We start from the raw sequence: 20,375 nt of genomic DNA on the forward strand, positions 1-20,375 counted from the left end.
TTTTCTATTTGTTCATAACACGTTCACGATATTTATATAAATTTTATCATGTATGCATATATATAGTATGAGGTGAATGTTTATGATGACATTATCACAACTTCAACAAAAAGAGATCATTACAATCAACCGTGGTGAACGACTCGGTTTTATCTCTGATTTAGAGATAGATCCAGATGAAGGATATATTATATCAATTATTATACTGTTACGTGAAGGTGCTCCTCTTTTCGGAAAACATCAAGAGGTCATCATTCCTTGGGAACAAATCATTACGATAGGTGAAGATGTCATATTAGTTAAAGATGAAAAAAGAGTCTATGATAAATAAGTATATACTTATGTGTTGCTTGAAATAAGGCTCTTCATCTAAAATATGGTAAACTTAAAGAAAAAAGGAGCATGATCGATGTCTGATATTTTTCAAATGACAGATTCACATATTCTCCGGATTTCCCATTGGGAAAAACTTCAACCTAATTTATGTGTAGGCTTTACAACGAGGAATGGTGGCGTAAGTCATCCTCCCTATGATACGTTAAATATGGGATTACATGTTTCTGATCAAAAAGACCATGTATTAATGAATCGCCAGCAAATTGGTAAACAGCTTGGCTTTCCGCTAGAGAATTGGGTCCAAGGTCAACAAGTCCACCAGACGAACATACATCATATAACATATTCTGATCGTGGTCGTGGGGCATTTTCTTATATGACATCAATTTCACAAACGGACGGGCTTATTACAAAGGAAAAGGGTATACTTTGTACGGCAGTATTTGCTGACTGTGTACCTATATTTTTCTTTGATCCTAAAACTTCATATATTGGCATTGCCCATGCTGGATGGAAAGGAACTGTCAAACGTATAGCGGAACAAATGATCATTAAACTAAAAACACTTGGTGCAAATATAGCAGATATTAAAGTTGTTATTGGGCCTTGTATTTCACAAGATAATTATGAAGTTGATCAACGAGTTATAAATCATATTCCAGATGAAGATCGTGAGAATGTTGCCATTATGACGAAAGAAAATAAATATTTGTTAGACTTAAAACAACTGAATTTGAATATCCTTTTGCAAAGTGGTGTGCTTCGTACTAATATAGATATAACCAATTATTGTACTTATCGTCATAGCGACTTATTTTATTCTCATCGTCGTGATCATGGACGAACAGGTAGAATGATTGGTTTTATCGGTTATAAAATGTAACGAGAGGTGGAAAGGGTAGAGAGAACTATGAGAATACGTGAAAATTTGCAAACAATCCAAAATAATATAAAAAAAGCATGCGAAAAAAGTGGTCGAAAAATAGATGAAATAACCATCATAGGTGTAACAAAATATGTTACAATAGAGCGGGCGAAGGAAGTTTTAGATTGTGGTATTATAAACTTAGCCGAAAATCGTACAGATGAATTTTTAAATAAGTACGAAGAAATCGGAAATAGCGCCAAATGGCATTTCATCGGTACGCTTCAATCAAGAAAAACACGCGATGTCGTTAATAAAGTCGTTGCCATCCACTCATTAGATCGTAAATCCTTAGCTAAAGAAATTGAAAAACGAGCCCAAAATCGTGTAGATTGTTTTGTACAAGTGAATGTAAGTGAAGAGAAAACGAAACATGGACTATTCGTTAATGAAGTGATACCATTTATAAAACATCTAGAAAACTATGAGAAAATTCATGTTGTTGGATTAATGACGATGGCACCTCATACAAATCATGAGGACGAAATACGGAAAGTTTTTCGTAAGTTAAGAGAACTGAGAGATGCCATTCAAAGTATGAATTTATCATACGCACCATGCTTATATTTATCAATGGGCATGAGTAACGACTACACCATCGCAATTGAAGAAGGAGCAACGCATATACGATTAGGATCCAAGCTTGTTGGTCAGTAGATGATAATGCCCTTATTAAGGAGAGATCAACATTGAGTTTAAAAAATAAGATTAAATCTCTTTTTGAAACTGGTGAAGAATACGTTGAAGTTGATGTTCCAACTGATGGTTTGAGAGATGAAAAAGATTCACAAACTGTTGTTAATTTAACACGGTTACAGGAAGCAACAACTAAAATGATTCTTTGTGAGCCACGCTCATACAGTGAAGCACAGGAAATTGCTGATCATATTATTAACCGACGCTCAGTGGTGATTAATTTACAGCAATTGGAACATGAACAAGCAAAACGAATCATCGATTTTATGAGTGGGACGGTTTATGCACTTAATGGGCAGATTCAAAAGTTGGGTACAGAAACTTTTCTTTGCACACCAGATAATGTCGATGTATCAGGATCAATTTCCGACACAGTATCAGAAGAAGTTGAATTTAATAGAGGGTGGTAATAGCATATGGTTTTACAACAAATTTTTCAGTTACTAAATACCGCAATGATTATTTACGGTTACTTACTCATTATATATATTTTCATGTCTTGGTTCCCAGGCGCACGAGAATCGTCTTTTGGTATATTTTTAGGGCGTATTAGTGAACCTTATTTAGAAGTATTTCGACGTTTTATTCCACCGCTTGGTATGATTGATTTCTCCCCTATTGTGGCGATTCTAATATTGAATTTCGCAAGGACGTACGGGCTATCAGCTTTATTTAGTTTTTTAATTCAAATATTTTAAAGGATCAATATGAGCATCTATCAACATTTTAGGGAAGAAGAACGACCTTTTATCGACCAAGTGCTTTCGTGGAAAGAAAATGTAGAGCGTACATATCAACCTAAATTAACCGACTTTTTAGACCCTCGCCAACGTCGGATCGTCAATATATTGATTCCTGATACGAATGATGAATTAAAAGTATTAGATAATGGCGGTGGAGAAGATACGGAACGAAGACGTATGTTCATTGCACCATTTTACGAACCAATTGATGAAACAGATTTTCAGCTTACTCTTATTGAAACGGTATTTCCTGAAAAGTTTGTTTCAATATCACATAAAGATGTATTAGGTGCATTTCTATCATTAGGAATTGTTCGTGAGAAGTTGGGAGATATTGTAATAAAAGACGGTACCATTCAACTTGTCGTCGCACATGAAATTGCTTTATATGTCGTCATGAACTTAACCCAAATAAAGCGCGCTACTGTACGTTTTTCAGAACAACCGATGAGTAAACGTATCCCTAATCAAGAACAATGGTTTCAATCGACACAAACTGTTACCTCGCTAAGACTGGATAATGTCATTAAAGAAATATATAATATATCTAGAAAAGATGCTAGACAAGCTATTTCTAAGCAGCTTGTTAAAGTCAATTTTAAAATAGTAGATGATGCTAAATTCATAGTTGAAGAAGGCGATTTAATTTCTTTTAGAGGTAAAGGAAGAAGCAAACTTGTCGACATATTAGGTGAAACAAGAAAAGGAAAGACAAGAATGATAACAGCAAAACTGAAATAATAATAAATCATTCTATAAATGACATTAGGAGGTGTCTTCATGTCTTTAACACCACTTGATATCCATAATAAAGAATTTACTAAAAGTTTTCGGGGATATGATGAAGATGAAGTGAATAAGTTTTTAGATCAAGTTATGAAAGACTATGAAGCTGTAATTCGCGAAAAGAAAGAATATCAAGACCAGTTAGCACAATTAAATGAACGACTAAGCCATTTTACAAACATTGAAGAAACATTAAATAAATCCATATTAGTCGCTCAAGAAACAGCCGAAGAAGTAAAAGGTAATGCAATGAAAGAAGCAAAGCTGATTGTTAAAGAAGCAGAGAAAAATGCTGATCGAATTATTAATGAGGCTTTAACAAAAGCACGTACAATTGCAATTGAAGTAGAAGAATTAAAAAAACAAGCAAAAGTATTCCGCACTCGTTTAAAGATGCTTGTAGAAGCACAATTGGATATGATTGATACAAAGGATTGGGAAGAATTGTTAGACACTGAATTAATTGATGAAGACCTTGTTAAACTTGAAGGATAAAAGCTTGACGGAATTATGTTTATTGCATATAATACAAAAAAATAGAAAGCGTAAATGTGATGAGGGAGACAGTCTAAAGAAAAATGCTGTTTAGCGAGTCAGGAAGTGGTGAGAGCCTGATACAGACTTGCTTTAGAATATCACTCCTGAACAATCAGTTTGAAATAATAGTAGAACTGATCGGTTGATAGACGTTATATATCATAATGAGTGAATTTAAAGACGAATTATTAAATGTTTTTAAATTAAAAGGGTGGTACCGCGAGTCTTCTCGTCCCTTATTGGGATTTGAAGGCTTTTTTTTATTAAATTTAAGGAGGAATTTAAATGGAATATAAGGAAACTCTTTTATTACCAAAAACAAAATTTCCAATGCGTGGTAATTTACCTAATAAAGAACCTTTACGCCGCCAAAAATGGGATGATATGAAATTATATGAAAAACAACTAGAAAGAACGAAGGGACGACCATTATTTATTTTGCATGATGGACCACCTTATGCGAATGGTGATCTCCACATTGGTCACGCACTAAACCAAGTTTTAAAAGATTTTATCGTTCGTTATAAATCCATGTCGGGTTTTCATGCTCCATACATTCCAGGATGGGATACACACGGACTCCCGATTGAAACAGCATTGACAAAAAATAAAAAAATTGACCGAAAAAAAATGTCTGTTGCTGAATTTAGACAAAAATGTGCAGAATATGCCCTTGATCAAGTAGATCGTCAACGAGAACAGCGAAAGCAGCTAGGAGCAACAGGAGATTGGGAAAATCCATATTTGACATTAAAGAACGAATATGAAGCAGCTCAAATTAAAGTATTTGGAGAAATGGCGAAAAAAGGCTATATTTATAAAGGACTTCGGCCAGTTTATTGGTCTCCATCTTCTGAATCAGCTCTAGCAGAAGCAGAAATAGAATATCATGATAAACGCTCACCTTCAATTTATGTTGCTTTTGATGTCATAGATGGAAAGGGTGTTTTACACCCAGATGAAAAAATAATTATTTGGACAACAACTCCATGGACGCTTCCGGCAAACCTTGGTATTGCTTTACATCCAGCATTAGAATATGTTGTCGTAAAAGTAAATGATGAGAAGTATGTTGTTGCCCATGATTTATTAGATAATATTACAAAAGAATTAGAATGGGACGATCCACAAGTATTAAGAACATTTAAAGGTGAAGAAGCTGATCGTGTTGTAGCAAAGCACCCATTCTATGACCGTGAATCGCTCGTTATGTTAGGTGAACATGTGACAACTGATTCAGGAACAGGCTGTGTTCATACAGCACCAGGTCATGGTGAAGATGACTTTAATATTTCTAAAAAATATGGCATTGATCCGATTAGTCCTGTTGATGACAAAGGTGTATTTACAGCTGAAGCACCAGGGTTTGAAGGGTTGTTTTATGATGATGCGAATAAAGTCATTACTGAAAAACTTAAGCAAGTAGGTGCGCTTTTAAAACTAAGCTTTATTACACACTCTTATCCACATGATTGGCGTACTAAAAAACCAATTATATTCCGTGCGACACCGCAGTGGTTCGCATCGATTAAAGATTTCCGAGATCAAATTTTAGAAGAGATTAAAGATGTTACTTGGTACCCAAGCTGGGGAGAAACCCGTCTTTATAACATGGTACGCGATCGTGAAGATTGGTGTATTTCACGTCAAAGAACATGGGGTGTTCCAATTCCAGTTTTTTATGGAGAAGATGGTACGCCAATCATTACTGAAGAAACAATTGATCATGTAGCGCATTTATTTAAAGAACATGGTTCAAATATTTGGTTTGAATGGCCTGCAAAAGATTTACTTCCAGAAGGCTTTACATCTGAACATAGTCCGAATGGTCAATTTACAAAAGAAATGGATATTATGGATGTTTGGTTTGATTCCGGTTCATCACATGAAGCTGTCCTATTAAATCGTGAAGATCATCGTCGTCCAGCAGATGTCTATTTAGAAGGAACTGACCAATATCGTGGTTGGTTTAACTCTTCATTGTCAACATCTGTCGCTGTGAGTGGTAAAGCGCCATATAAGAGTGTAATCAGTCATGGCTTTGTTATGGATGGAGACGGTAAGAAAATGAGTAAATCTCTTGGAAATATTATTGCTCCTTCAAAAGTTATCAAACAATATGGTGCAGATATTTTACGTTTATGGGTAGCTTCTGTTGATTATCAAGCTGATGTGAGAATCTCTGATAAGATTTTGCAACAAACATCAGAAGCATATCGTAAAATTCGTAATACATTTCGTTTTCTCTTAGGGAATTTAAATGATTTTAATCCAGAGACTGATCGAGTGCCGGAAGCAGAAATGGAAGAAATCGATCGTTATATGTTATATCGCTTGCAACAACTCGTAGAAGATGTGCATGAAAGTTATGATGAATACCAGTTTTCACCAGTCTATCATCGTATCCATAACTTCTGTGCCGATGATTTAAGCTCATTTTACTTAGATTTTGCAAAAGATATTTTATATATTGAGCCGAAAGATTATAAACGTCGTCGGAGTATTCAAACAGCATATTATGAAATTATCGTATCATTAGCGAAATTGTTGGCACCAATTATTCCACATACTGCTGAAGAAGTATGGGAGCATATCCCTGGAGCTTTAGAAGAAGCTGAAACGGTGTTATTAACCGATTTGCCAAGAAAACGACAAATCGCTAACTTTGCTGACAAAGAAAGAGAAAAATGGGATCATTTCATGGCAGTTCGCGATGATGTGTTAAAAGCACTTGAAGAAGCACGCGAAGCGAAAATGATTGGAAAACCATTAGAAGCAAAAATTACAGTCGTACCAAAAGAAGAACGGACACGTGAATTGCTATCATCTATACCGTATATCCATCAACTCTTCATCGTATCTGAACTAGAATTAAAAGATGACGAAGAAGAGGCGAAGGATTATCAGCATGTAGCCATTAAAGTTGAAAAACATCCTGGTGAAACATGTGAACGTTGCTGGGTGAGATCAGAAACAGTCGGTCAAGATAAAGAACACCCAAGCTTATGTCGCCGTTGTAGTGACGTTGTAAATGAATATTATACAATTTAAAAATGATATTTAGACATGGCAAATAAAATAATTTAAAAGATTCCATTCATTATTTCAGATGAATGGAATCTTTTGTTTAGAAGACCTTGTTAATCGTTATTTGCGCTTTATACAATATATTCATTTAAAAAGAGAAAGCATCGTTCATTTATGGTAAAATCAATAATAATAAGTAACAGATGTGGAGGAAAATGTATGATTTGGTTTTATTTAATCGCTGTAATTGTGATTGTTCTGGATCAATTATCTAAATGGATTGTTATGACAAAGATGAATTTGCACGAACAAATACCCGTAATAGACGGATTTTTCTATATTACATCACATCGAAATCGTGGAGCAGCATGGGGAATTCTCCAAGATCAAATGCTCTTCTTTTATATCGTAACTGTAATTGTTTTAATTGGCATTATATATTTATTACATAAGTATGGTCGTTATCAAAAACCGTTGGCTTTCGCATTAAGCTTGATATTAGGAGGCGCCATTGGTAATTTTATAGATCGTTTATTGCATAAAGAAGTGGTTGATTTTTTAGATTTCATTATTTTTTCATATGACTATCCGGTTTTTAATATTGCTGATTCTGCTTTAGTCATTGGTGTAATATTATTAATTATATTGACCTTTATGGAAGAAAAGAGAAAGGAAAACTTGAGATGAAGGCATATCAAGTATTAAGTGCTGATTCTGGTAAACGAATTGATAAATTATTAACAATTATCCAACCTGATATATCGAGAAGTGAAATTCAATCTTGGATTAAGCAAAATAAAGTCGCAGTGAATGGGGTTTCTATTAAAGCAAATTACAAATGTAAAGAGGGAGACATGATTACTTGGTCGATTCCAAAAAAACAAGAATTAACGATTCATCCTGAATCGATCATGCTTAACATTGTTTATGATGACGAACATATTGCCGTCATCAATAAGCCACGTGGCATGGTCGTTCACCCATCACAAAGTCACACAAGTGGGACGTTGGTTAATGCGCTTTTACATCATTACAATGGTAATTTATCAACTTTAAGTGGGAGAGAGCGAGCAGGTATTGTTCATCGTATTGATAAAGATACGAGTGGACTTCTTATCATAGCTAAATCAGATGAAGCACATCGCAAACTTCAACGTCAATTTAAGAACCGAGAAGTAAAGCGCACTTATGAAGCAATTGTTCACGGAGTCATTTCACATGACCATGGTTTAGTAGATGCTCCAATAGGACGTGATCCTAAACAAAGACAAAACATGGCTGTTGTTGATGAAGGTAAAGATGCGAAGACACATTTCCGCGTCATTAAACGTTATGAAAATTTTACTCATATTGAATGTCAATTGGAAACAGGCAGAACACACCAAATTCGAGTTCATATGAAGTATATTAATCATCCTTTAGTTGGTGACCCGAAATACGGACCTCGGAAACCGTTTGTTCATATTGGCCAGGTTTTACATGCTCGTTCACTTGAATTTATTCATCCGATTACCGAAGAGCGGATATGTTTAACTTCAGAGCTTCCAGAAGAATTCAAAGATGTACTCAATCGCCTTGATAAAATGACTTGACATAAAGAGTTAAGTTTGCCATAATTAACAAAGAATTGTAAGACCTTTAAATATAGTCCCGTGAGGCTATAAAGGAATTGGATGCAAGTCAATACGTATGTCCAAAATCCCTTTCCCCTCATGGAGAGGGATTTTTTTATGAAAGAGTGGTGTTAAAATATGGAGAAAAAAAATGTATTACTCGATGATGCGACTATTAATCGATCATTAACTCGAATAGCACATGAGATTTTAGAGAAGAATAAAGGTGGTGTCGATCTCGTACTTGTTGGAATTAAAACAAGAGGTGTACCACTAGCACAACGGTTGCAGGAAAAAATAAAACAAATTGAAGGAATAAATGTTCCAATTGGTGAGTTAGATATTACGCTTTATCGTGATGATTTACAAAAAGCGGTCCATGGAGATGAGCCTGAAATAAAAGAAACGAATATTGAAACGGATTTAACAGGAAAAAAAGTTATTCTTGTTGATGATGTGTTATATACTGGAAGAACTGTTAGAGCTGCGATGGATGCCGTTATGGATTTAGGAAGACCAGCAGCGATTCAATTAGCTATACTTATTGATCGAGGCCACCGTGAATTACCGATACGTGCTGATTATGTAGGGAAAAACATTCCAACTTCCGAACAAGAAGTTGTCTTTGTGCGTCTACAAGAAGTCGATCAAATAGATGAAGTGGCATTATATAAAAATAAAATAACTTGACCTTTAAAAAAATCCAGAGAGGTTTTTAAGGTCGCTTTGTTAAAGCGTAAGTTTATAGCTTACGTGTACCCCTTTGCGACCTTTTGGCAAAGGGGTTTTATTTATGAATAAATGCTAATGGAGGGTGACAGATGAAACATTTTTTATCGGTTGAACAGTTAACAGAACAAGATATGTTCGAGCTTTTCCAACTGGCAAAAAGATGTAGAGAAGAGATAACGCCATTTAAAAAGCAATTATTCGCTGCAAACTTATTTTTTGAACCGAGTACTCGAACGAAAATGAGTTTTACAGTTGCAGAGAGAAAATTAGGTTTGGAAATTTTGGATTTTAATCCTGAAACATCAAGTGTGAAAAAAGGTGAAACACTTTACGATACAGTAAGAACATTGGAGGCGATTGGAGCTGACTTGGCTATTATTCGACATCACGACGATGATTGGATGGAAACATTAACAGATCATATTTCAATACCAATCATTAATGCAGGTGCTGGTAAAAAGGAGCACCCAACGCAAAGTATGCTAGATTTATTTACTATATATGAAGAATTTCAAACGTTCAAAGATTTAAATATGACCATTATCGGTGATATTAAACATAGTCGTGTTGCTCATTCAAATGCGAAAGCACTTGAAAAGCTTGGAGCAAATGTTCATTTATGTGCAGCTCCAAATTTTAAAGACCATTCGCTTAATTATCCGTATATTGACATTGACCAAGCTATTAAACAATCCGATGTCATTATGTTATTGCGCATTCAACATGAACGTCATCAACATTTAAGTGAAACATCTGATTACTTAAAAACATTCGGTTTAACTCGAGATCGAGAAAATATGATGAAAGACGGTGCTATCATTCTCCATCCAGCTCCGGTAAATCGTGGTGTAGAAATAGCAGATTCAATTGTGGAATGTGAACGTTCACGAATATTTAAGCAAATGGAAAATGGTGTATATATGCGGATGGCCATTATAAAAAAACTATTACAAAAATGGGGGATAGAATGATGAAAACACTTTTAAAAAATGCTAACCGACTCGTAGAAAATAATGATCTAGAAACTTGTGATGTGTTAATCAAAGATCAAAAGATTATTAAAATCGCTAACCATATCGATGAAAAAGTTGAACATACGATTGATTGTAAAGGTCACTTACTCATTCCTGGGTTAATTGATGTTCATGTTCATTTGAGAGAGCCAGGTGGTGAAGAAAAAGAGACCATTTTAACAGGAACGAAAGCTGCTGCACGTGGCGGATATACGACAGTATGTCCCATGCCAAATACAAATCCAGTTCCAGATGATGTAGAAAAGGTAAAAGCTTTATTTGAAAAAATAGAGCAAGATGCACAAGTTCGCGTTCTCCCATATGCTTCTATAACAAAAGATTTAAAGGGTGAACAATTAACTCATATCGAAGCTCTTACTAAAGCAGGCGTTTTTGCTTTTACAGATGATGGTGTTGGTATTCAGACAGCAGATATGATGTATCGTGCGATGAAAGAAGCAAGCAAATACAATATGCCGATTGTTGCTCATTGTGAGGATCATTCAATCGTTTATGGTGGTGTTTGTCATGAAGGAGAAGTGAGTAATCGTCTCAAACTACCAGGACATCACTCTTTAACAGAATCATTACAAATAGCAAGAGATGTATTAATTGCTGAAGCGACTGGTTGTCATTATCATGTTTGTCATATTAGTACGAAAGAATCTGTTCGAGTTGTTCGTGATGCTAAACGAGCGGGCATTCATGTCACAGCAGAAGTTACCCCACATCATCTTCTGTTAAATGAAACAGATATTACCGAAGACGATGCTAATTTTAAAATGAATCCACCACTTAGAAGTAAGGAAGACCAAGAAGCTTTAATAGAAGGACTCTTAGATGGTACGATTGATTTCATTGCAACGGACCATGCGCCACATACAGAAGCGGAGAAGAAACAAGGATTTTTACATGCACCTTTTGGAATCGTTGGCTTAGAAACAGCTTTTCCATTACTTTACACTCATCTTGTTAAGACGAATAAAATAACGTTACAACAGCTCGTAGAATGGATGACAATTAAACCAGCAACTGTGTTTAATCTTCCTTATGGTACACTTTTAGAAAATAAACAAGCCGATTTAACTTTAATAAACTTAAAGAAAATCAAGTCAATCGACCGTCATTCGTTTTATTCAAAAGGTAAAAATACACCATTTCATGGATGGGAAGTCGCTGGATGGCCTGTTATGACGATGGTTGATGGGCAAGTTGTCTTTAAGGAGGAAAGCGATGAGTAATTATCAACTCGTACTAGAGGATGGAACAGTGTTTAAAGGAACATTATTTGGTCGTGAAGAAGAAGCCAGTGGTGATGTTGTTTTTTATAACGGTATGACTGGATATCAAGAAGTGATCTCTGATCCTGCAAACGCGGGAAAAATAATCGTAATGACTCAACCACTAGTAGGTAATTATGGCATTAATCGTGATGATTTTGAAACATTAAATCCATGTGTTCATGGCTTAATCGTAAAAGAAGTATGTGATTATCCATCTAATTTCCGTTCTGAAGAAAGTTTAGATTCGTTTTTAAAAGCCCATCATATACCAGGAATTACTGGCATTGATACGCGTCAACTCATTAACCATATTCGTAAAAATGGTGTGATGAAAGGTCGAATGACAAAAGCGCGTGAAAGTACTGATAATATTTTAGAAAGCTTATGTCGAACATCCGAAAATACTGAATTAGTCAAACATGTATCGACCATTAAACCTTATATTATTCCTGGAAGAGGTGCACGGATTGTTCTTGTTGATTTAGGTATGAAACACGGTATTCTACGTGAATTAACAAAACGGGACTGTCATATTACAGTTGTTCCTTATGACTATAGTTATGAAAAGCTTATGCGACTGAAACCAGAAGGTGTTATGTTTTCAAATGGACCAGGTCATCCAAACGATATACCTGAAGTCCTTGAACTTATGAAACAACTGTTAGGACGTATACCGTTATTTTCCATTGGTTTAGGACATCAACTTTTTGCGTTAAGTTTAGGAGCAACGATTGAAAAATTACCATACGGTCAACATGGAAATTATCCTATAAAAACAGTATCTACAGATCAAGCTCATATAGTCTCGAAAAGCCAGCTTTATACAGTTGATCCAAGTTCAATTGAATCTACCGAATTAATCGTGACTCACGTCGGATTAAATCGTCCGACAATTGAAGGGTTGAGTCATGACACTTATCGAGCATTTTCTGTACAATTTAATCCTGAAAGCTCACCAGGACCTGAAGAAATGTCTTATATATTTGATATATTTTTAGATCGTGTTAAACAGTTCCCAAGACATAAGGAGGAAGCATCACATGTCGAAAAATGAATCGATTAATAAAATACTCGTTATCGGTTCCGGACCTATCGTCATCGGTCAAGCAGCAGAATTTGATTACTCTGGATCACAAGCTTGTCAAGCTTTGCGAGAAGAAGGATATACAGTAATCTTGGCTAATTCTAATCCAGCAACTATTATGACAGACCATACTGTTGCCGATGTCGTTTATATGGAGCCATTGACAGTTGATTTTTTAACAAAAATTATTCGAAAAGAAAAACCGGATGCACTTTTACCTACTTTAGGTGGGCAGACGGGTTTAAATTTAGCGATTGAACTCGAACAAACAGGTATTTTAAATGAATATGATGTAACCCTATTAGGAACGCCATTAGAAGCGATTCAGAAAGCAGAAGATCGAGAGAAATTCAGAAATCTTATGAACGAGTTAAATGAACCTATCCCTGAAAGTCGGATTGTTAATACGGTAGATGATGCAATTCAATTTGCAGAGGAAATAGGTTATCCGCTTATCGTACGTCCTGCTTATACATTAGGTGGTACAGGAGGTGGTATGTGTTATGATGAACAACAATTAAGAGAAATTACTCGTAATGGTCTTCATCTTTCTCCAGTCAATCAATGTCTTATCGAAAGAAATATAGCTGGTTTTAAAGAAATCGAATACGAGGTCATTCGAGATCGAAAAGATCAAGCAATTGTCGTATGTAATATGGAAAACATTGATCCGGTAGGTATTCATACAGGTGATTCTATTGTTGTTGCTCCGTCGCAAACATTAAGTGATCGAGAACATCAAATGTTACGAACGGCTTCGCTAAAAATTATAAGAGCATTAAAAATTGAAGGTGGTTGTAACGTTCAACTAGCTTTAGATCCAAACAGTTTTAAGTATTATGTTATTGAAGTGAATCCGCGGGTTAGTCGTTCATCAGCTTTGGCATCGAAAGCAACAGGGTATCCAATTGCTAAAGTAGCAGCTAAAATAGCCGTTGGTATGACACTTGATGAAATTGTGAATCCAATTACAGGTACGACATCTGCATTCTTTGAACCAGCATTAGATTATGTTGTAACGAAAATCCCACGCTTTCCATTTGATAAATTTGTAACTGGTGATCGCACACTCGGAACGCAGATGAAAGCAACTGGAGAAATCATGTCAATAGGACGCACGTTTGAAGAATCATTATTAAAAGGTATTCGCTCACTCGATTTAGGTACCGAAGAGTGGTATTTAGAAGGATTAGTTAACACCCCATTATCCGAATTAAAAGATCGACTTCAAAACGCTGATGATGAGAGAATTTTTATTATTGCAGAAGTTTTACGTCGTGGTATGCCCATTGAAGATATTCATGAAAAGACAAAAATAGATCTGTTTTTCCTTTATAAATTTGCTAAACTTATACAGCTTGAAAAAGATTTAATTAACAATAAGTCATCAATTAAATGGTTACAAAGAGCGAAAGAGTCTGGCTTCTCAGATCAATCGATTGCCAGACTTTGGGAAGTGTCACGAAAAGAAGTGTATCAGTTACGCCAAGATGCAAACATTCATCCTGTTTACAAGAAAGTAGATACATGTGCTGGTGAATTTAATTCAGAGGCTTCATATTTTTATAGTACATTCGATCAGGAAAATGAATCGCTTCCGTCAAACCGTGAAAAAATTTTAGTGCTCGGATCGGGACCCATTCGTATTGGTCAAGGAATTGAATTCGATTATGCGACTGTACATTCAGTCCAAGCTATTCAAGAAATGGGTTATGAAGCCATCATAATGAATAATAATCCTGAAACAGTATCAACTGATTATAGTATTTCGGACAAGCTTTATTTTGAACCATTAACATTAGAAGATGTCTTACACGTCGTTGAGTTAGAGAAACCAATAGGTGTTATCGTTCAATTTGGTGGGCAAACAGCCATTAATTTAGCCGCCGATTTAGAAGAACATGGTGTAAAGATTTTAGGGACAGATTTACAAGCTATTGACCGAGCTGAAGACCGTGATAAATTTGAACTGCTTTTAGATGAGCTAAATTTATTACGTCCAAAAGGAAAAGCGGTCATTAAGTTAGAGCAAGCTATACAAGTGGCCAATATGATTGGTTATCCTGTATTAGTACGCCCATCTTATGTCATTGGTGGCAGTCGGATGGAAATTGTTTACAATGATGAAGAGCTGTTGAGTTATTTAAATAAGACGGAAGGCTTTAATAATGAGCATCCAGTTCTCATAGATAAATATTTAACAGGTATTGAAGTAGAGGTCGATGCTATTAGTGATGGTGAAACAACAATTATTCCAGGAATTATGGAACATATTGAACGAGCAGGTGTTCATTCTGGTGATTCGATTGCTGTTTATCCACCGCAACGGATTAGTCAAATTGTAAAACAAAAATGCGTGGAAGCTTCAGTCAAATTAGCTAAAGCATTAAATGTAAAAGGTTTAATAAATATACAGTTTATTGTTCGTGATGATGATGTCTATGTGCTTGAAGTTAATCCGAGAGCAAGTCGAACGATTCCATTTTTAAGTAAAATTACAGGTATAACAATGGCCAACATCGCAACAAAATGTATTTTAGGTATCCGCCTCCGTCATTTAGGATTTAAAACAGGGTTATTAGAAGAAGTTGATATTGTGTCGGTTAAAGTCCCTGTTTTTTCGTTTGAGAAATTACGTAGTGTCGATGCTATTTTAGGTCCTGAAATGAAATCAACAGGTGAGGCGATAGGATATGATCAAACATTAGAAAAAGCTCTCTATAAGGGATTAATAGCTTCTGGACTTTCCATACCACAGGAAGGATCTGTACTCTTGACAGTTGCTGATAAAGATAAACATGAACTTTCAATGATTGCTAAGCGATTCCATGAATTAGGCTTTCATTTATTTGCAACTAAAGGAACAGCACAATATATTCAAAGTTTAGGAATTAATGTAACAGAGATAGAGAAGATTGGTTCAAATAAGCCTAATGTTTTATCAATTATCGATTCAGGTGATGTTCAATTTGTTATCAATACATTAACATCGGGAAAACAACCACGTTCTGACGGATTTCGCATCCGTCGTGAATCTGTTGAGCATGGGATTCCTTGTTTAACGAATTTAGATACGGCTGATGCAATTTTAAATGTTATTGAATCAACGACATTTAGTCCTAAACCGATTACAGAAAAAGAGGTTATAAACAAATGAAAAAAGTACGGCTCATGCATGTTTCAAAGATTACGCCAATTGCTACTGATACAATTGAACTCGTATTAAATAATGCTGAAGTTGCTCAATTAGCTATACCAGGACAGTTCTTACATATCGCTGTACCTGGTCACACATTGAGACGCCCGATTTCTATTGCTAATGTTAATGGTGATACAGTTACAATTTTATTTAAAACAATTGGTTCAGGAACGAAGGCGCTTGCATCAATAAATGAGGGAGATGTTCTGGATGTTCTTGGTCCAAATGGTAATGGATTCCCAATCGATACGATAAAGCCATCTATTGTTTTATTAATTGGTGGTGGTATCGGTGTACCACCACTTTATTATCTGGCAAAAACATTAAAGCGAAAAGGTTGTCAAGTCATATCTGTACTCGGTTTTCAGACGAAAGATTATGTGTTTTATGAGAAACAATTTAAAGCGATTGGAAAAACTTATATCGTCACTGATGATGGATCTTACGGACATAAAGGACTCGTAACAGATGTATTAGATGACATCACCGAACCGTTTGAAACGTATTTCTCATGTGGGCCATTACCAATGTTAAAAGCCGTCCGCGATTATTTATCAGTGACACCAGGTTATCTTTCTTTAGAAGAGCGGATGGGATGTGGGATTGGTGCTTGTTATGCTTGTGTTATTCCTACAAATGATAAGAACGGTTACAAGAAAATTTGTCAACAAGGTCCTGTATTTAAAAGTGAGGTGGTGAAGTTATGAATCATAAATTAGCGATAGACTTACCTGGTTTAGCATTAAAAAATCCAGTAATGCCTGCTTCTGGTTGTTTCGGATTCGGGAGAGAATATAGTCAATATTACGATCTCTCCAGACTTGGTGCTGTTATTATGAAAGCTGCAACAGGAACGAAACGGCTAGGAAATCCTACTCCTCGTGTTGCTGAAACAGCATCAGGTATGTTAAATGCCATTGGTTTACAAAATCCGGGCGTGGATGAAATCATTCGAACAGAAGTACCTTTCTTAGCTTCGTATGATACGAACATTATCGCTAACGTGGCTGGAAGTACGATTGAAGAATATGTTTATGTTGCAAAACAATTTAACAATTCAACCGATGTTGATGCTTTAGAATTAAACATTTCGTGTCCCAATGTTAAAGAAGGTGGCATTCAATTTGGAACGGATGCAGAAATGGCTGCTCGAATTACAGATAAAGTTAAGCAGGTGAGTCAAAAGCCCGTTTTTGTTAAATTGTCTCCAAATGTGACAGATATCGTTACGATGGCTAAAGCTGTTGAAGCAGCTGGTGCTGATGGATTATCAATGATTAATACATTAACAGGTATGCAGATTCATTTACCAAGTCGTAAACCACTCCTTGCTAATCAAACAGGTGGATTAAGTGGTCCAGCTATCAAACCGATTGCGATTCGGATGATTTACGAAGTAAAACAACATGTTAGTATACCAATCATTGGCATGGGTGGCATACAGACAGCAGAAGATGTATTAGAATTTTTACTAGCTGGAGCAAGCGCTGTAGCTGTAGGGACCGCGAACTTCCAAAACCCACTCGTCTGTGTAGAAATTATAGATCAGTTACCTAAGGTTCTTAAATCGTACGGATTCAAATCGGTTAATGAAGCGATTGGAAAGGGGATTTTGTATGACAAATCCAATTTATCTTGCCCTTGATTTTCCAACATGGTGTGAAACAAAGCAATTTATAGATACTTATGATTTACATGGAGTTCCTGTTAAAGTAGGCATGGAGTTATTCTATCGTGAAGGGCCAAAAGTAATTGACAAGTTAAAAGCAAATAATCATTCAATTTTTTTAGACTTAAAATTACATGATATACCGAATACAGTCATGCGAGCGATGCGAAACATAGCTGCCCTTGATGTAGATATCGTCAATGTTCATGCCTTAGGTGGCAGTGAAATGATTAAGTGGGCGAAAGAAGGCTTACTGCTTGGTGGAACTGGAAAAGATACAAAGCTGATTGCTGTTACCATACTAACATCGATAAGTGATCAAACAATGAATGAAGAATTACGTTTAAACGGTTCTGTAAATGAAATAGCAAGCCATCTTGCCAATCTCTCCTATGAAAGTGGTGCTGACGGTGTCGTCTGTTCAGTTCATGAGACAAAACGAATTAAACAAGTTTGTGGCCCAAGCTTTTTAACTGTAACGCCGGGTATACGCCTTAACCAATCTGATAAAAATGACCAAAGGCGAATTGCAACACCGTTAGAAGCGAGAAAACAAGGATCAGATATTCTTGTTATTGGACGAAGTATCACGAAAGCAGAAAACCCTAAAAAAGCGTATGAACAAGCATTGGAGGAATGGAACCGTGGATATGAATCAGGAAATTGCTAAACAATTACTTGCGATTAAAGCTGTGCAAATTAAACCAAATCCAAACGATTTCTTTACATGGACATCTGGATTGAAATCACCTATTTATTGTGATAATCGTCTAACGATGTCTTATCCAAATGTTAGAAAAAATATTACAAATGCGTTTATAAGTATGATTGATCAATTAGATGAAAAGCCAGATGTGATAGCAGGTTGTGCAACTGCTGGTATTCCACATGCTGCATGGCTGGCAAATGAACTTGAGTTACCGATGATTTATATTCGCTCGTCAGCTAAGAAGCACGGAAAGGGGAACAAAATTGAAGGAAAGATAGAAAAAGGTAAGAAAGTGATTATTATTGAAGATCTTATTTCTACAGGTGGTTCCTCAGTTCATGCTGCGCTTGCCGCTAAAGAAGCAGGCTTTGATGTGATTGGTGTTTTAGCCATTTTTACTTATGGTTTAGAGCAAGCAAAGATTAATTTCGCCGAAAAAAAAATAACCTATAAAACAATTACATCATTTGAAGATCTCATTGAATTATTAAAGAACAGAGGGAAAGTCGAGGAAAATGAAGTGAAATCACTAATGGATTGGCGGGATTCATTGCAGTAATAAAAAATGTACAGACATGATTTTGTCTGTACATTTTTTATAGAGATTAACTTTTACATAGGACCGTCCATTTAGTAGTAAAAATAATTAAAAAGGTTCATTACACCATTTTTTAATGATATAACGCCCTCGTTTTTGAACATATCTTCTCCGCTTACTTAATAATAGGTTTGACCATGTCATAAATAAAATACTAATATATAATAAAATATGATAATAAATATTTATAAAGTAGGATGGTTAAAGTGAAAATAGAAGATTATGAGCTTTTATTAAAGTTAAATGAAATGGGTACGATTCGATCAACAGCAAGAGCAATCCTTATTTCACAACCAGCAGTGACACAGCGTTTAAAGTATATTGAAAATTATTTCGGTGTTACTATTTTTATTCGGACACCAAAACGTCTCGTCTTAACGCCAAGTGGTGAAATTATATTAAATCATGCACGAGAAGTGATTCAAAATGAAAATAGATTAAAAAACAAATTAGCTCAGTCAAGCGATGATGTTCAAGGTACGCTATCTATTGCATGTTCATCACTTATTAGTCAGCGTTTTCTCCCAGCAATATTAGGAGAATATACAAGTAAATATCCTAAGGTCATTATTGATTTAGTAACAGGAATCAGTGAGGATATTAAATACAATCACAAAGATTATCATGTTAGTATCATCCGTGGAGAAAAATTAAAAGAAACGACATGTATGCATTTATTTGAAGATCCTTTATATATATTTGATACAGTTCCTTTTCCTGAGAAACAAATAAAAGAACGTCCACTTATTTCATTCAAAAGTGATGATAGTATGCATGAGCTCGTCGATAATTGGTTATATTACAATAGTGATATTATTAAACCACAAAGAGCGATTGCTGTAGATCAAATTGAAACATGTAAACAATTTATGAAACAAGGAATTGGCATGGCGGTGTTACCAGAGAGTGTGTCTGAAAAAATGAAAAATGAATATCCACATTTGCCATTAATGATTGGTGAAAAACCTGTAACAAGGTCAACATGGGTTTGCTATGAAGAAGGTGCACGCCAATTACCACAAGTTGATGCTTTTCTTACCATTTTAACAAATCAACCATTTTTAAACAGTAGATATGATGGAGATTAAGAGATTAAAACATATTGATGAAGCGCGTATCATATTCTCTTGAATTTTATGTAGCCTTATTTCTCTATTTACCCGTATTAAAGTGGTGCTTTAAAGCGAGATAAAAAATACAATATGTGCTATTTAAACATTCCTTAAGTTGTTGATTCATATCGTATCATCGTTTTTTAAAAAAGAGTTATAAAAATAGCTGATACGGCTTTAGTTCACTATTGATTACAGAGCTAAAGCCGTTTTTATTATTTCCGTTTACTGTCTAGCTAATAGTAGACAGTTTATGATGTCTGTCTTCTTCATTTTATTTATATTGAGTTAGTTTTACTTTAATAATTAGAAT

Annotated in this window: 20 protein-coding genes and 1 other annotated feature; all 20 genes read left to right on the forward strand. The window is 35.3% G+C overall.

Annotated elements, in window-relative coordinates; genetic code table 11:
* The first annotated feature begins 85 nt into the window (after nt 1-85).
* The 20 genes from HNQ35_RS04830 (at nt 86) to HNQ35_RS04925 (ending at nt 20,038) form a co-directional block, all read left to right on the forward strand.
* Nucleotides 86-331 (forward strand): YlmC/YmxH family sporulation protein, encoded by a 246-nt coding sequence (locus HNQ35_RS04830; protein ID WP_307724215.1) that lies wholly within the window; start codon nt 86-88, stop codon nt 329-331.
* Between the two features lie 78 nt (nt 332-409).
* On the forward strand, nt 410-1,219 hold the full coding sequence (gene pgeF / locus HNQ35_RS04835) for a peptidoglycan editing factor PgeF (protein WP_146935544.1): 810 nt from the start codon (nt 410-412) through the stop codon (nt 1,217-1,219).
* A gap of 27 nt (nt 1,220-1,246) precedes the next feature.
* Nucleotides 1,247-1,918, forward strand: coding sequence for a YggS family pyridoxal phosphate-dependent enzyme (locus tag HNQ35_RS04840; protein WP_146935546.1), 672 nt, complete (start codon nt 1,247-1,249; stop codon nt 1,916-1,918).
* 32 nt (nt 1,919-1,950) lie between these two features.
* On the forward strand, nt 1,951-2,367 hold the full coding sequence (locus tag HNQ35_RS04845; protein WP_146935548.1) for a cell division protein SepF: 417 nt from the start codon (nt 1,951-1,953) through the stop codon (nt 2,365-2,367).
* Nucleotides 2,368-2,373: 6 nt separating this feature from the next.
* Nucleotides 2,374-2,655 carry a YggT family protein gene (locus HNQ35_RS04850; RefSeq protein ID WP_146935550.1) on the forward strand — a complete coding sequence of 94 codons (282 nt, stop codon included), beginning with the start codon at nt 2,374-2,376 and terminating at the stop codon, nt 2,653-2,655.
* Between the two features lie 9 nt (nt 2,656-2,664).
* Nucleotides 2,665-3,441 carry a YlmH family RNA-binding protein gene (locus tag HNQ35_RS04855; RefSeq protein ID WP_146935552.1) on the forward strand — a complete coding sequence of 259 codons (777 nt, stop codon included), beginning with the start codon at nt 2,665-2,667 and terminating at the stop codon, nt 3,439-3,441.
* A 39-nt stretch (nt 3,442-3,480) separates the two neighbouring features.
* Nucleotides 3,481-3,981 carry a DivIVA domain-containing protein gene (locus tag HNQ35_RS04860; RefSeq protein WP_146935554.1) on the forward strand — a complete coding sequence of 167 codons (501 nt, stop codon included), beginning with the start codon at nt 3,481-3,483 and terminating at the stop codon, nt 3,979-3,981.
* 50 nt (nt 3,982-4,031) lie between these two features.
* Nucleotides 4,032-4,263 (forward strand) — a binding site (T-box leader).
* A gap of 45 nt (nt 4,264-4,308) precedes the next feature.
* Complete coding sequence (gene ileS, locus HNQ35_RS04865; RefSeq protein WP_146935556.1) at nt 4,309-7,074, forward strand: isoleucine--tRNA ligase; 2,766 nt, start codon at nt 4,309-4,311, stop codon at nt 7,072-7,074.
* Between the two features lie 195 nt (nt 7,075-7,269).
* Complete coding sequence (lspA, locus tag HNQ35_RS04870) at nt 7,270-7,737, forward strand: signal peptidase II (RefSeq protein WP_146935558.1); 468 nt, start codon at nt 7,270-7,272, stop codon at nt 7,735-7,737.
* Nucleotides 7,734-8,642 carry an RluA family pseudouridine synthase gene (locus HNQ35_RS04875; RefSeq protein WP_146935560.1) on the forward strand — a complete coding sequence of 303 codons (909 nt, stop codon included), beginning with the start codon at nt 7,734-7,736 and terminating at the stop codon, nt 8,640-8,642. Before lspA ends, HNQ35_RS04875 begins: the two co-directional genes overlap by 4 nt.
* Nucleotides 8,643-8,801: 159 nt before the next feature.
* The gene (pyrR, locus tag HNQ35_RS04880) at nt 8,802-9,353 is read left to right on the forward strand and encodes a bifunctional pyr operon transcriptional regulator/uracil phosphoribosyltransferase PyrR (protein ID WP_146935562.1); all 552 of its coding nucleotides are present in this window, start codon (nt 8,802-8,804) and stop codon (nt 9,351-9,353) included.
* A gap of 131 nt (nt 9,354-9,484) precedes the next feature.
* On the forward strand, nt 9,485-10,366 hold the full coding sequence (locus tag HNQ35_RS04885; protein ID WP_146935564.1) for an aspartate carbamoyltransferase catalytic subunit: 882 nt from the start codon (nt 9,485-9,487) through the stop codon (nt 10,364-10,366).
* Nucleotides 10,366-11,649: a dihydroorotase gene (gene pyrC, locus HNQ35_RS04890; RefSeq protein ID WP_146935566.1), complete on the forward strand. Its 1,284-nt coding sequence runs from the start codon at nt 10,366-10,368 to the stop codon at nt 11,647-11,649. Before HNQ35_RS04885 ends, pyrC begins: the two co-directional genes overlap by 1 nt.
* Nucleotides 11,642-12,745 (forward strand): carbamoyl phosphate synthase small subunit, encoded by a 1,104-nt coding sequence (locus HNQ35_RS04895; RefSeq protein WP_146935568.1) that lies wholly within the window; start codon nt 11,642-11,644, stop codon nt 12,743-12,745. The genes pyrC and HNQ35_RS04895 overlap by 8 nt, the downstream gene beginning before the upstream one ends.
* Entirely contained in the window at nt 12,732-15,932 is a 3,201-nt protein-coding gene (carB, locus tag HNQ35_RS04900; protein WP_146935571.1) for a carbamoyl-phosphate synthase large subunit, read from the forward strand. Before HNQ35_RS04895 ends, carB begins: the two co-directional genes overlap by 14 nt.
* The gene (locus HNQ35_RS04905; RefSeq protein WP_146935573.1) at nt 15,929-16,681 is read left to right on the forward strand and encodes a dihydroorotate dehydrogenase electron transfer subunit; all 753 of its coding nucleotides are present in this window, start codon (nt 15,929-15,931) and stop codon (nt 16,679-16,681) included. The genes carB and HNQ35_RS04905 overlap by 4 nt, the downstream gene beginning before the upstream one ends.
* A complete protein-coding gene (locus HNQ35_RS04910) occupies nt 16,678-17,619 on the forward strand; it encodes a dihydroorotate dehydrogenase (RefSeq protein WP_146935575.1) in 942 nt (313 codons plus the stop codon). Before HNQ35_RS04905 ends, HNQ35_RS04910 begins: the two co-directional genes overlap by 4 nt.
* Nucleotides 17,591-18,313: an orotidine-5'-phosphate decarboxylase gene (pyrF, locus tag HNQ35_RS04915; RefSeq protein WP_146935577.1), complete on the forward strand. Its 723-nt coding sequence runs from the start codon at nt 17,591-17,593 to the stop codon at nt 18,311-18,313. Before HNQ35_RS04910 ends, pyrF begins: the two co-directional genes overlap by 29 nt.
* The gene (gene pyrE, locus HNQ35_RS04920; protein ID WP_146935960.1) at nt 18,294-18,911 is read left to right on the forward strand and encodes an orotate phosphoribosyltransferase; all 618 of its coding nucleotides are present in this window, start codon (nt 18,294-18,296) and stop codon (nt 18,909-18,911) included. The genes pyrF and pyrE overlap by 20 nt, the downstream gene beginning before the upstream one ends.
* A 245-nt stretch (nt 18,912-19,156) precedes the next feature.
* Nucleotides 19,157-20,038 (forward strand): LysR family transcriptional regulator, encoded by an 882-nt coding sequence (locus HNQ35_RS04925; RefSeq protein ID WP_146935579.1) that lies wholly within the window; start codon nt 19,157-19,159, stop codon nt 20,036-20,038.
* Nucleotides 20,039-20,375 lie beyond the last annotated feature (337 nt).

Origin of the sequence: Cerasibacillus quisquiliarum, assembly GCF_014202495.1 — a bacterium.
GTDB lineage: Bacteria > Bacillota > Bacilli > Bacillales > Amphibacillaceae > Cerasibacillus > Cerasibacillus quisquiliarum.